Genomic DNA, 12,131 nt, shown 5'->3' on the forward strand with positions numbered 1-12,131 from the left:
TATGCTAACAGCAACCAATCCGTTCAACGGCGAAAAAATTGCCGAGTACCCGTCGCTGAGTGATGCCGAAATGAATCAGCATATTGATGCGGCGCGGGCGGCTTATCCGGCCTGGCGTAAAACTTCGTTTGCCGAGCGAGCCCGAATTTTACAAGCCGTGGCCGACGAATTGCGTCAGCGCAAAGCACATTTGGCCGAGCTAATGGCTATGGAAATGGGCAAGCCGGTAAAAGAGGGTGGCCCCGAGGTGGAAAAAGCGGCTGTGTGCGCCGAATTTTACGCCGCCAATGCCGAGCGCTTTTTGCAGAGCGACGTATTGGAGTCTGATGCGTCTAACAGCTATGTGCGCTATCAACCTTTGGGAACCCTCTTGGGTATTTTGCCCTGGAACGCGCCCCTGTGGCTGGCGTTTCGTTACCTGGCGCCCGCGTTAATGGCAGGCAATACGTGTGTGCTTAAACACGACCCCAATGTCCCCGCCAGTGCCCACGCTATTGCCGAGGCATTCACGGCCGCCGGAGCCCCAGAAAATATTATGGTTAATCTGCCGGTGACGACTCCTCAGGTTGAAGCGGCTATTCGCCATCCGGCCATTGCCGCGGTTTCCTTTACCGGCTCGGCGGTTGCCGGGGCCAAAGTCGCGGCGACGGCGGGCAGCGAAATTAAGCCGTGTGTGATGGAGCTGGGCGGCTCGGACCCCTGCATTGTCCTCGCGGATGCCGACCTGAGTACAGCGGCGGATATCGCTGTGCTCTCGCGCATTATTAACGCCGGTCAGTCCTGCATTGCCGCCAAGCGCATTTTGGTGGAGAAGTCCGTGTACAGTGAATTTACCGTCATGGTCGAGGAGCGCTTAGCTAAGCTCAAGCTGGGCGATCCGCGGCTTCCGGAAACCGATGTTGGCCCTATTGCCCGGGATGATTTGCGCCAGAACCTTCACCGCCAGGTGGCGGACTCTATCGCCAAGGGCGCCAGCTGCCTGTTGGGGGGCGAGCTGCCCGCGGGCGAAGGTTACTTTTACCCGCCCACCCTGCTGGCGGATGTTCACCCAGACATGCCCGCCTTCTGTGAGGAAACCTTTGGGCCCGTGATGGCGCTGACCCCTGTGGCCGACATTAATGAGGCCCTAACCCTGGCCAATCAAACCGAATACGGTTTGGGCGCGGCCATCTGGACCGCCCAGGTGGATAAGGCGGAACAATGGGCCGGCGAGATTGAATCCGGCCAGGTGGCGATTAACGGTATTGTCAAAACCGACCCCCGCCTACCCAGCGGCGGCATCAAGCGCTCGGGCTTTGGGCGTGAGCTGGGCCCCCACGGGATTAAAGAGTTCGTGAATGCCAAGCAGGTGTGGATAAAGTAAAGGAATACGGTTGACGGACGACGGGGTACGGATAGTCTTTCCGCACCCCGTAGCCCGTAGTGGTGTAACGGGTTACATCGCCCCTGAAAGCTGTTAAGCTTGCGCCAGTTTTGATAACAACAGTTAGTTAAAACAGGTGCCCTATGAACCTTCTGCAGCGACTCTCCATCTCCGCGCTTACCCTTTTCAGTGTCCAGGCGCTGGCCTTTGACGATTTTATTACCCGCGATGGACATCGCTTAATGGACGGTGAGCAGGAGTTTCGCTTTGCCGGTATCCACGCGCCCGAGCTGCATCGTGTTGAGGACGATGCCCGCGGTATCTGCGAAGCCGACCCGCGCGGCTGGGGGCAGTACTTTCGCTGGCCCACGGCCGATGAGCAGGAGAACTGGATTAAAGCGCTGGTGAAAAGTGGCCATAAGGCTATGCGGGTTTATGTCCTATCCATTGAGACGCCTTACGATGAGCCCTGCGGTCGCGAAACTCATATTCTCGCGCCGGCGCAAAAAGGGGGGATGCCAGAGCTTAATGAAGCGGCCATGGTGCACTACGATCGTATGATCGCGTTGGCCGAAAAGCATGGTTTGCGTTTAATTTTGCCCTTTGTGGACCACTGGAAGTGGTGGGGTGGACGCGAGCAACTCGCGGCTTTTTACGGCGAAAGCGCCGATGATTTTTACGATACCAACAGTCAAACTTACGCGGCCTATCAGGATATTATTCGCCAGGTAATCAACCGCACCAACACTTTAACCGGGCGCCAATACAAAGATGAAAAAGCCATTCTGGCCTGGGAAACCGGTAACGAGCTCAAGGCCTCCACTGAGCCTTTTGTAAAACAAACGGCAGCTCTGATTAAATCACTGGACAGCAATCACTTGGTGGTTGATGGTACTTATCTGAAGATCAATGCGTTTTCCTTGACTGACCCCAATGTGGATATTATTTCCAACCACTTTTATACCACCAACGACAATAATAACCCCGAACAAGTGCGCAAGGACCTGAAGAAAATTGATGCACAAAAAGTGTATTTAATCGGGGAGTTTGGTCTGCGCGATGCTCAGGGGCTAAACGACATTATGCAAGCGGCGGTTCATACCGAGCACAAAGGCGCCCGTGCGGCGGGGGCGTTTATTTGGGGTTTTCGCGGCCACCGGCACAACGGCGGCTTTTACTGGCATAAAGAATACACGGGTCACTACAGCTACCACTTGCCGGGCTTCCCCGAGGGCGAACCCAACGAAGAGCAGGCGGTGGTCGATTTAGTGCGCAAGGCTCAAGCGCAAATGAATGGTGAAGACTCCGCGCCGCCATTGCCCGCGCCCGAAGCGCCCATTTTGCGTGGGATTGTCGACCCGCGCGAGCGCATTAATTTTATGGGGGCGCCTCTGGGGCGGATCTATCGCATTGAGCGCGCCACGGATAAATCCGGCCCCTGGCAGGTGATTGCCGATAATGTTTCCGATGGTATGCAAGAGTACCGCCCGCTGGAGCAGGCCATCGTTAAGGACGAAACCCCGATGGTGCCGGGGCAGATGTACTTTTATCGGGTGATTGCGAAAAACGAAAGTGGCGAGTCTGCCCCGTCGAATATCCGGCCGGTAGTTTTGCCATAACGCTTGTGCGCCGCTAGACTAGGCCGCTCTGAATAGGGCGGTAGTATGATGCGCGCAGGTGTGACAACAAGTTTAATAACGAGTGTGCTGGTGGCGGGTGCGACTATGGTCGGTTGCTCCAGCACTCCCTCCTATGGAGACGCGCCTGAATCGCTCACGGTGCGTATTCTTCCCAATGCCAGTAAGCAGTTTATCTATCGGGTCGGTTTGTCAGCAGAGCGAGACCGCAAAGCGGATATTCGCCATATACCGCGCCGCGCACCCGATAAGCGTGATTACGAAAAGCTGCAGCGGCGCGCCGGTTATGTGGTGGCGGCCAGCGGCTATTGCCGCAATGGCTATCTGGAACTGGATTTTCGCCTCAGTAATTATGTGCAATGGCTGCGTGGTGAATGTCGCGAAGGCGCCACGGCGGCCGATATGCAAGCGTTTGGTGATAAAACCGAATTGCCCTTGGATAATCTAGGGCCTGCTAAGACTAATTAAATGCGCCTGCTGGAAGCCAGTTTTGTCTCCAGCTAGGCGCCGTGAGCGAAGTTTGGTTATTCCAAATAAGCGATCGGCAACAACGCTGGGGGCAAAACTGGCTCCAGCCCTTCGGGTTGTGGCTAAAAATCCGCCACTCTGCGTTGCTCGTCGTTCATTTGGAGTAACCAAACCACTCTCCTCGCGCCTTAAATTGGCAAATTTTTAGTCGCAACAGGCTGCATCTAATTAGTGTTAACAGGCCCTAGAAGAGCAATAGTCTGCTTGTTCGCGGGTGTATAATGCCGCAATTTCCTGCGGAGCCCTCCCATGACACTTCCCAGCCTCTATCTAAAATCGCAAATGGATCGCCGCATTACTCGCGGTCATTTGTGGATTTACAGTAACGAAGTCGATGTTAAACGTTCACCTTTAAAGGGGCTTGAGCCAGGCACACAAGTGCAGGTTTACAGCGCCAAAGAGCGCCTGCTGGGCGTCGCTCAGGTCAATCCCGCTAATTTAATCTGTGCCCGTATGGTGAGCCGAACCGCTGAGCCTTTGGGGGGCGGGCTTTTGCGCGAGCGTCTGGCCCAAGCCCTGCAGCTGCGAGAGGCAGCCTTTGACCAGCCCTATTATCGACTGGTGTATGGCGACAGTGATCTCTTGCCGGGGCTAGTGGTGGATCGTTTTGGCGATTACCTGGTGGTACAAATTGCCAGTGCAGGTATGGAGCAACTTAAAGACGAAGTAGTGGACGCACTGACAAAGCTTCTGTCGCCGGCTGGCATTTTATTGGCCAACGAGCACAGTGCCCGCGAGCTAGAGGGACTGGAGCGCTATACTCAAGTGGCTTACGGCGAGGTGCCCGAGCAAGTCGAACTTATTGAAAACGGCGCCCGGTTTATGGCGCCGGTGCAGGCGGGACAAAAAACCGGTTGGTTTTACGACCACCGTCAGGGGCGCAAGCTGCTTAACCAGTGGGTTGAAGAGGCGAGGGTGTTGGATGTGTTTTCCTACATCGGCGGCTGGGGCGTTCAGGCTGCGGTAGCCGGGGCGAGCGAGGTTGTGTGTGTGGATGCCTCGCCAAGCGCCACCGACGGTGTTATGCAAAATGCCGAACTCAATGGTGTCGCCGCCAAGGTGACGACCCAAACCGGCAAGGCCATTGAGGTTTTAAAAGCGCTTATTGCGGCGGGCGAGCGCTTTGATGTGGTGGTGCTCGACCCGCCGGCTTTTATTAAAAAACGCAAAGATCAAAAAGCCGGCGAGGCCGCCTACCGGCATATTAACGAGCTGGGGTTGAAGCTGCTTAACAGCGGCGGTCTGTTGGTGTCGGCCTCCTGTTCAATGCATTTGGCCGAAGATACCTTAATCGATATTGTGCGCGGCAGTGCCTGGAAACAGGGCCGGGATGCGCGAATTATTGCCCGTCAGGGGCAGGGGGCGGATCACCCGATTCATCCGGCGATTGCTGAGACTTGCTATTTGAAGGCGGTGTTTGCGCGGGTGTTTGCTTAGCGCCAGCGGCTTTGTCCGGTAGGGTTTGCGACAATTGCTGCAGCTTTTGCTTAAGCCTAGGGTCGTCAGCAATTAAGTTGGGTGAACTTTCATCGGTTAAGGCCAGGATTTGCTTTGTGGCCCGGAGTATTGGCGCCGCCCGGGGGCAGCCGCCGGGGGCAAAGTCACAGTGATTGACGTCCGCCGTGTCCAATTCCGCAGCAATGGCTTTGTGCCAAAGGGCAAGCTGGCTCGCTGCGGGCAGTCCGATATAGGGCGCGCTGGGCGCTGTTAGGTTTGTGCTCAGGGTTTGCATATCGTCGCAGAGCAAACGGCTGTTAAGGCGCAGAAAGGTTCGGCGGCGGTTTTCCGGTCGCTGATGCGCGCTGAGCTGTTCGGTGTCCTGGGTCTGCTGAATGAAGTCTGCGGCGGTCCGTGTGCCGCCCTCGCCAAACAGGAAGAATTCCTGCGCGTGTAAGCCCAGTAACACTTCGCTTTCGCCGGTCAGTTGATGTTGATTGCGCAAAGTGTCGCGGCTGATAGGAACGCTGAAATCGTGAATTAAGCCGCTGTAAGGGTAGCCGTTAATGCTATCCAGATAGCCCGGTGCAATGGGGTAGGGGGCGATACGGTTAAGTTGTCGCTTGAGTTGCGCGAATAAATCGGGGCTGGAACTGGCGAGCCCGTGTACCGGTGCTGTCTTTGCCAGCTGGGTGTGCAAAGTCCTCCAGCCGGTTTGTGCCTGCTGCAGTGATTGCGCACCCGGCGCGGCTAAAAAGCTTTCAATCAAATCATGCTGTTGCTCGCAGTGCTTGGTCAGGGTGTTTAGGCGTGTTGCCAGTTGCCGCCACAGTTGCTCACTGAGCTGTTGATCCGAAACGTGAGTTTCGGGCTGGGCTGCGATGGGCGCCTCGCGCTCGGGCTCGGTTGGGGGCGGGGCGTCACAGGCGGCAAGAGCGCACAGCAGAATCAGCGAGCAGAAATACCTCATGCGTCGCGCAAATCCATTACTGGCCAGTCACGCTCTTCGGCCAGCGCTTGCAAGCGCGGGTCTGGATTGACCGCGACCGGATGGCTCACTCGTTCAAGTAGCGGCAAGTCATTGATCGAGTCGCTGTAAAAATAGCTTTCCTGCAGAGAGTGCGGTGAGCCCTGCAGCCACTGCTCCAGGTTCGTGACTTTGCCTTCACCAAAACAGGGGGTGCCCAAATAGCGTCCGGTGTAATGTCCGTCAACCAGCTCCGGGTCGGTGGCGAGAATTTCATCCACCTGCAAAAGCTCGGCAATGGGGCGGGTAATAAAGCCGTTGGTGGCGGTTATGATCAGCAGATAGTCGCCCCGGGTGCGGTGCTTTTCTATCAAGTCCAATGCCTTGGGTAGCAGGACAGGGTGGATGGCTTGAGTCAGAAACTTATCGTGAATGCCTTTCCATTGTGCCGGCGTGCGCTCGGGCAGCGGGGACATGGCAAAGCGCAAATAGGCGTCGATATCCAGGCGGGCGGCCTTATAGTCTTGGTAAAACTCTTCATTGCGCTGGCGGTATTCGCTTTCATCGACCAGCCCTTCAGCGACCAGATATTCGCCCCACAAATAATCACTGTCGTCGCCAATCAGGGTGTTGTCCAGATCAAAAATGGCTAGGGCCATGGCTGTCTCCCGTCAAAAAATGCGTAGCATAGCTTTCTGGGGCGCACTGGGCCAGAGTTCGGTAGCAGAAAACAGACGGCGCATATACGGGGCCACACTAATTGCTGCCGTGACGGGTTTTGTGGAACAATGCGGTAAAGTTCCTCTTCGTGCGCCTGAGCGCGGAGTGTAAGCGCACATGAAATAACAGGGTTCTAACGTGATAGATGCCGATGGCTTTCGCCCCAACGTGGGAATTATGCTCAGCAATGATAAAGGGCAGTTACTGTGGGCCCGGCGTGTCGGTGGACAAGATGCTTGGCAGTTCCCCCAGGGGGGGATAAACCCCGATGAAACCCCCGAGCAAGCGCTGTATCGCGAGCTGGGAGAAGAAGTAGGGCTAACGCAAAACGATGTCGAAATTCTGGCCTGTACTCGCGGTTGGTTGCGTTACCGGTTACCTCAGCGCTTGATTCGCCAGCACTCGCACCCCATTTGCGTGGGGCAGAAACAGAAATGGTTCTTGCTGCGGCTGGTCTCGGGTGATCATAACATTACCCTGGAAAACGGCGGGCGCGCCGAATTTGATGACTGGCGTTGGGTCACCTACTGGTACCCCTTGGGTAAAGTCGTGGCGTTTAAACGCGATGTCTATCGCCGCGCGCTCAAAGAGTTGGCGGCGACGCACAGTCAATTGGAACGTATTGGCTCGCTGTAAAACCCGAGTGATAAGAACGGACGATAGCTCATGGCCTCAATGCTAAACTCGCTGCGCAGTATTGTGCAGGAAGTCAATTCCGCCCGCGACCTGAACAAGGCGCTGGCGATTATTGTGACCCGGGTTAAACAGGCGATGCATACCCAGGTCTGTTCGGTCTATCTGCGCGATCCGGCGGGTGATTACGTATTAATGGCCACAGAGGGCTTGCAGCAAGCGGCCGTGGGTCAGGTTCGCTTGGGGCGCGGCGAAGGCCTGGTGGGCCGGGTCGTGGCCCGCGAAGAACCCGTCAACCTGGAAGATGCCGAAGCCCACCCCGCCTACCAGTATTTTCCCGAAACTGGCGAGGAGCGTTACAGCTCGTTTCTGGGCGTGCCTATTATCCACCACCGTCAGGTGTTGGGGGTCTTGGTGGTGCAGCAGATTGAGCGGCGCCGCTTTGATGAGGGGGATGAGGCGTTTCTGGTGACCATGTCGGCCCAGCTGGCCGGGGTAATCGCCCACGCCGAGGCAACCGGCACTATGGTGGCCGTGGGCAATACGGCCGCCCAGGCCAAATTTCTGGGGGTCTCGGGCGCGCCCGGTATCGCCATGGGTGAGGCGGTGGTGGTTGCGCCGCTGGCCGATCTCAAATCCGTTCCCTATCGCCCGTGCGATGACATCGACGCCGAAATCGAGTTTTTTCAGCGCTGCCTGATGGCGGTGCGCGAAGACATTAAGGGCATGGGGCGACAGCTGGAAGAGCGCTTAAACCGTGAAGAGCGAGCGCTTTTTGATGCTTACCTGGCTATGCTGGACGATGCTTCGCTGGGCGGTGAGGTGATCGCTAAAATACACGAGGGTACCAGCGCGCCCTATGCCTGGAGCGAGGTCATTCTCGAGCATGAAAATACCTTCGCCAGCATGAGTGATGCGTACCTTCGCGAGCGCGCCACCGATGTGCGGGACCTGGGGCGCCGGGTACTGGCGTATCTGCAAGAGTCCAATCAGCACTGCAAGGTCTACCCCGACAAGACAATTTTAATTGGCGACGATCTGACCGCCTCAATGCTGGGCGAAGTGCCCGAAGACAAACTGATTGGCTTAGTGTCGGTTCAGGGCTCGGGCAACTCTCACGTCGCGATTTTGGCGCGCGCCATGGGAATACCCACGGTGATGGGGGCGGTGGATTTGCCCTATACCCGCATGGATGGCCGCCCGGTGATTGTCGATGGCTACAAAGGTGCGGTTTACAGTGACCCCAGTGCCCAGCTGAGCAAGCATTACAGCGCCATCGCCCGCGAAGAAGAGGAGATGGTGAAAGGGCTGGAGGCGCTTAAGGAACTTCCCTGTGAAACCCTGGATAAGCACCGCCTGCCCCTGTGGGTAAATACCGGTCTGATGACCGATGTGGTGCGCTCGCTTGAGCGCGGCGCCGAAGGGGTGGGACTTTACCGTACCGAAGTTCCCTTTTTACTGCGCGACCGCTTTCCGTCAGAGGAAGAGCAGCGCATTATTTACCGCGAGCAGCTGGAGGCGTTTGCGCCTCACACAGTCACCATGCGGACCTTGGATATTGGCGGTGACAAGGCCTTACCATACTTTCCCATTACCGAGGACAATCCCTTCTTGGGGTGGCGAGGCATTCGGGTCACCCTGGATCATCCCGAGATTTTCTTAGCCCAGATTCGCGCCATGATGAAAGCCAGCAGTGGTTTGGATAACCTGCGTATTTTGTTGCCCATGATCAGCGGTGTACAGGAGCTGGAAGAAGCCAAAACACTGATCTACCGTGCTTATCACGAGCTTTTGGAAGAAAATCACGACGTTAAATTGCCGCCGATTGGGGTGATGATTGAAGTGCCTGCGGCGGTCTACCAAGCGCGCGAGCTGGCGGCAAGAGTGGATTTTCTCTCGGTGGGTAGCAACGATTTAACCCAGTATTTGTTGGCGGTGGATCGCAACAATGCGCGGGTGGCCGATCTTTACCAGGCCTTCCACCCGGCGGTGTTGCGCGCGCTATTGCAAGTGGTGCAAGACGGTCACTCTCAGGGCGTGAGTGTGGGTATTTGTGGCGAATTAGCCGGCGACCCCGGTGCGGCGATTTTGCTGATGGCGATGGGGTATGACGTGCTGTCGATGAACGCGACCAACCTGCCCAAGGTTAAGTCGGTGATTCGCGCCATCAATCTGGAGCAGGCTGAAAGCCTCTTGGCGGATGTGATGTTACTGGCGGCGCCGGCCGATGTGCGCGAGCGCATAGAGGCGACCCTGCGCGACGCTGGGGTAAGCCGGGTGGTGCGTCCCTTGGCCGAGGCCGATTAATCGAGAGTGTCGGCGGGGATTTCCCGCGTCTATTCGCGAGTGTTCTCGCGGGGTATCGGGTGTTATCATACCCCGCATTTTTTAATGGCGCTGTATTATGCTGACCCATCCCGATTTTGATCCTGTTGCCCTGTCATTGGGCCCGCTCGATGTGCACTGGTACGGCATCATGTACCTGTTTGCCTTTGCCTCGGCCTGGTTTATCGCTATGCGCCGCGCACGTCGCGACGACACCCCAATCAGCCAACCCCAAGTGGAAAACCTGATTACCTACGGCGCCTTTGGTGTGGTGCTCGGCGGGCGGATTGGCTATGTGGTGTTTTATAATTTTGAAGCCTGGATGCGCGACCCGCTGCTGTTGTTTCGTCTCTGGGAGGGCGGTATGTCCTTCCACGGCGGTCTGATTGGTGTGCTGCTGGCAATGCTTTTCTATGCCCACCGCATTCACATTCCTTACTTGCGTCTTACCGATTTTGTTGCTCCTATTGTCCCGCTGGGCTTGGCATTTGGCCGCCTGGGTAATTTTATTGGTCAGGAATTGTGGGGCCGTCCCACCGAAGGGCCGTGGGCCATGGTCTTCCCCAAAGACCCGGAGCTACTGCCGCGCCACCCGTCGCAGCTGTACCAGTTCGCCATGGAAGGGGTGTTGTTGTTTATTATCGTCTATGTTTTTTCGCGCAAGCCTCGGCCTACTGGTGCGGTGAGTGGGGTGTTTTTGGTGGGCTATGCCTGCTTCCGAATTATCGTGGAGTTCGCGCGCGAGCCGGATCAGCATATTCAGTTTGATTTATACGGCTGGGTGACGCGGGGGCAATTATTGTCTCTGCCCATGTTGGCGCTGGGGATTGGCTTGTTGGTTTACGCGTACAAATTCCCCAAATTGGACAAACAGGGGCAAAGCCCGGAGCAAAAGGCGTCATGAAGCAGTATTTAGCACTAATGCGCGATGTAGTCGATAACGGTACCGATCGCGGCGATCGCACAGGCACAGGCACCCGCTCGGTGTTTGGCCGGCAAATGCGTTTCGACTTGCAGCAGGGCTTTCCCCTGGTGACCACCAAGCAGGTGCATTTAAAAAGTGTGATTGTCGAGTTGTTGTGGTTTTTACAGGGGCGCACCGATGTGCAGTGGCTGCAAGAGCGGGGCTGCCGTATTTGGAACGAGTGGGCGACCGATGAGGGAGATCTGGGGCCGGTTTACGGCAAGCAGTGGCGCAGCTGGGCCTGTCCCGACGGCTCAACCATCGATCAGGTTACGCAGGTTATCGAGCAGATAAAAACCAATCCAAACTCTCGCCGCTTGATTGTGAGCGCCTGGAATCCGGCCGATTTGCCGGACGAGGCGGTGACGCCGCAGCAGAATGCCGAAGCCGGGCGGATGGCGCTGGCGGCCTGCCATACACTGTTTCAGTTTTATGTTGCCGACGGCAAGCTGTCCTGCCAGTTGTACCAGCGCAGCGCTGATTTGTTTTTGGGGGTGCCGTTTAATATTGCCAGTTATGCGCTGCTGACTCATATGATTGCTCAGCAATGTGACCTGGCGGTTGGGGATTTTGTGCATACGTTTGGTGATTGTCACCTCTACCATAACCACCTGACCGATGATATCGTCTACGCTCAGTTGGCGCGCGAGCCCAAACCTTTGCCAACATTGAAAATTGCCCGCAAGCCCGATTCCATTTTCGGCTATGAATGGGAAGATTTTGAGTTTGAGGGTTACGATCCCCACCCGCGTATAAAAGCCCCAATTTCAGTTTAGGAGCAATGATGAAGGTGTCGATGATTGTGGCCTGTGGTCGCGACAACGCCATTGGCAAAGGTAATGCTATGCCCTGGCATCTGCCCGCCGATTTACAATACTTTAAGTGCACCACCTTGGGTAAGCCTATTATTATGGGCCGCAAGACCTATGAGTCGATTGGCCGCCCTTTGCCCGGGCGCGTTAATATCGTCATCAGTCGCCGTGGCGACTGGCCGGCACCCGACGGGGTAGTAGTGGTCAGCTCGGTAGAGCAGGCCATTGAGCGGGCGCGGGAACAATCCCCTGAAGAGATCATGATAACCGGCGGCGAGCAAATCTATCGCGCTGCGCTCGGTTTTGCCGACAGGATATATAAGACAGAAATTGATATCGAGGTAGAGGGCGCCGATGCGCACTTCCCCGAACTGTCGGCAAACGAATGGCGGGAAGTATCCCGGCAGCAAGGTGAGGCGGAAGCTCCGCTGTCTCATCGGTTTTTGGTATTGGAGCGAGTAACTGAAGCCGAATCTTAATAATTCTATTGTATAAGTTTGGTAGGTTTAAGTGCCTGGTGCTGGTTGATAATTGATCAGGTGTTACCGGTCTCAAGTGAATTAACGCCTTGGTGTTACCCATTTGCTACCCAAATACACAGGCATTCAGGCATTTGGATAAAGCATTGAATGTAGAGGAACCCTCTTATTACAATGCTGCGTTCTTGGCTGCCTCGAAAGAGGTTCAGTGGATATGCGTCTGTGGCAGCAGTCTGTCGCACAAATCTGATTGAAAGCACCCGAGT

Annotated in this window: 11 protein-coding genes; 9 read left to right on the forward strand and 2 right to left on the reverse strand. The window is 56.2% G+C overall.

The annotated features are described in order from the left end of the window. Nucleotide 1: 1 nt before the first annotated feature. The 4 genes from M6D89_RS15405 (at nt 2) to M6D89_RS15420 (ending at nt 4,965) form a co-directional block, all read left to right on the forward strand. On the forward strand, nt 2-1,363 hold the full coding sequence (locus M6D89_RS15405) for an NAD-dependent succinate-semialdehyde dehydrogenase (protein WP_253968987.1): 1,362 nt from the start codon (nt 2-4) through the stop codon (nt 1,361-1,363). A 143-nt stretch (nt 1,364-1,506) separates the two neighbouring features. After that, nucleotides 1,507-2,982: a glycoside hydrolase 5 family protein gene (locus M6D89_RS15410; RefSeq protein ID WP_253968988.1), complete on the forward strand. Its 1,476-nt coding sequence runs from the start codon at nt 1,507-1,509 to the stop codon at nt 2,980-2,982. Between the two features lie 45 nt (nt 2,983-3,027). Further along, the gene (locus tag M6D89_RS15415) at nt 3,028-3,468 is read left to right on the forward strand and encodes a hypothetical protein (protein WP_253968989.1); all 441 of its coding nucleotides are present in this window, start codon (nt 3,028-3,030) and stop codon (nt 3,466-3,468) included. Nucleotides 3,469-3,777: 309 nt separating this feature from the next. Continuing rightward, entirely contained in the window at nt 3,778-4,965 is a 1,188-nt protein-coding gene (locus M6D89_RS15420) for a class I SAM-dependent rRNA methyltransferase (RefSeq protein WP_253968990.1), read from the forward strand. Here M6D89_RS15420 and M6D89_RS15425 read toward each other — a convergent pair. Next, entirely contained in the window at nt 4,868-5,935 is a 1,068-nt protein-coding gene (locus M6D89_RS15425) for an imelysin family protein (protein ID WP_253968991.1), read from the reverse strand. The two genes, M6D89_RS15420 and M6D89_RS15425, sit on opposite strands and share 98 nt — an antisense overlap. Then, nucleotides 5,932-6,591: a histidinol-phosphatase gene (locus M6D89_RS15430; RefSeq protein ID WP_253968992.1), complete on the reverse strand. Its 660-nt coding sequence runs from the start codon at nt 6,589-6,591 to the stop codon at nt 5,932-5,934. Before M6D89_RS15430 ends, M6D89_RS15425 begins: the two co-directional genes overlap by 4 nt. 199 nt (nt 6,592-6,790) lie before the next feature. Here M6D89_RS15430 and M6D89_RS15435 point away from each other — a divergent pair, with 199 nt between their 5' ends. The 5 genes from M6D89_RS15435 (at nt 6,791) to M6D89_RS15455 (ending at nt 11,865) form a co-directional block, all read left to right on the forward strand. Then, on the forward strand, nt 6,791-7,288 hold the full coding sequence (locus M6D89_RS15435) for an RNA pyrophosphohydrolase (protein ID WP_253968993.1): 498 nt from the start codon (nt 6,791-6,793) through the stop codon (nt 7,286-7,288). A gap of 39 nt (nt 7,289-7,327) precedes the next feature. Next, nucleotides 7,328-9,592, forward strand: coding sequence for a phosphoenolpyruvate--protein phosphotransferase (gene ptsP / locus M6D89_RS15440; RefSeq protein WP_253969056.1), 2,265 nt, complete (start codon nt 7,328-7,330; stop codon nt 9,590-9,592). A 97-nt stretch (nt 9,593-9,689) separates the two neighbouring features. After that, nucleotides 9,690-10,514 (forward strand): prolipoprotein diacylglyceryl transferase, encoded by an 825-nt coding sequence (lgt, locus tag M6D89_RS15445; protein WP_253968994.1) that lies wholly within the window; start codon nt 9,690-9,692, stop codon nt 10,512-10,514. After that, on the forward strand, nt 10,511-11,350 hold the full coding sequence (locus M6D89_RS15450) for a thymidylate synthase (RefSeq protein ID WP_253968995.1): 840 nt from the start codon (nt 10,511-10,513) through the stop codon (nt 11,348-11,350). The genes lgt and M6D89_RS15450 overlap by 4 nt, the downstream gene beginning before the upstream one ends. A gap of 5 nt (nt 11,351-11,355) precedes the next feature. Further along, entirely contained in the window at nt 11,356-11,865 is a 510-nt protein-coding gene (locus M6D89_RS15455; RefSeq protein ID WP_253968996.1) for a dihydrofolate reductase, read from the forward strand. Nucleotides 11,866-12,131: the final 266 nt, after the last annotated feature.

Source organism: Gilvimarinus xylanilyticus (assembly GCF_024195295.1).
Taxonomy (GTDB): Bacteria; Pseudomonadota; Gammaproteobacteria; order Pseudomonadales; family Cellvibrionaceae; genus Gilvimarinus; species Gilvimarinus xylanilyticus.

What these genes read in the sequence shown, in the direction of transcription:
- lgt (WP_253968994.1), top strand. Translation starts at nt 9,690, where the DNA reads ATGCTGACCCATCCCGATTTTGATCCTGTTGCCCTGTCATTGGGCCCG.
- M6D89_RS15405 (WP_253968987.1), top strand. Translation starts at nt 2, where the DNA reads ATGCTAACAGCAACCAATCCGTTCAACGGCGAAAAAATTGCCGAGTAC.
- M6D89_RS15415 (WP_253968989.1), top strand. Translation starts at nt 3,028, where the DNA reads ATGATGCGCGCAGGTGTGACAACAAGTTTAATAACGAGTGTGCTGGTG.
- M6D89_RS15410 (WP_253968988.1), top strand. Translation starts at nt 1,507, where the DNA reads ATGAACCTTCTGCAGCGACTCTCCATCTCCGCGCTTACCCTTTTCAGT.
- ptsP (WP_253969056.1), top strand. Translation starts at nt 7,328, where the DNA reads ATGCTAAACTCGCTGCGCAGTATTGTGCAGGAAGTCAATTCCGCCCGC.
- M6D89_RS15420 (WP_253968990.1), top strand. Translation starts at nt 3,778, where the DNA reads ATGACACTTCCCAGCCTCTATCTAAAATCGCAAATGGATCGCCGCATT.
- M6D89_RS15450 (WP_253968995.1), top strand. Translation starts at nt 10,511, where the DNA reads ATGAAGCAGTATTTAGCACTAATGCGCGATGTAGTCGATAACGGTACC.
- M6D89_RS15455 (WP_253968996.1), top strand. Translation starts at nt 11,356, where the DNA reads ATGATGAAGGTGTCGATGATTGTGGCCTGTGGTCGCGACAACGCCATT.
- M6D89_RS15425 (WP_253968991.1), bottom strand. Translation starts at nt 5,935, where the DNA reads ATGAGGTATTTCTGCTCGCTGATTCTGCTGTGCGCTCTTGCCGCCTGT.
- M6D89_RS15430 (WP_253968992.1), bottom strand. Translation starts at nt 6,591, where the DNA reads ATGGCCCTAGCCATTTTTGATCTGGACAACACCCTGATTGGCGACGAC.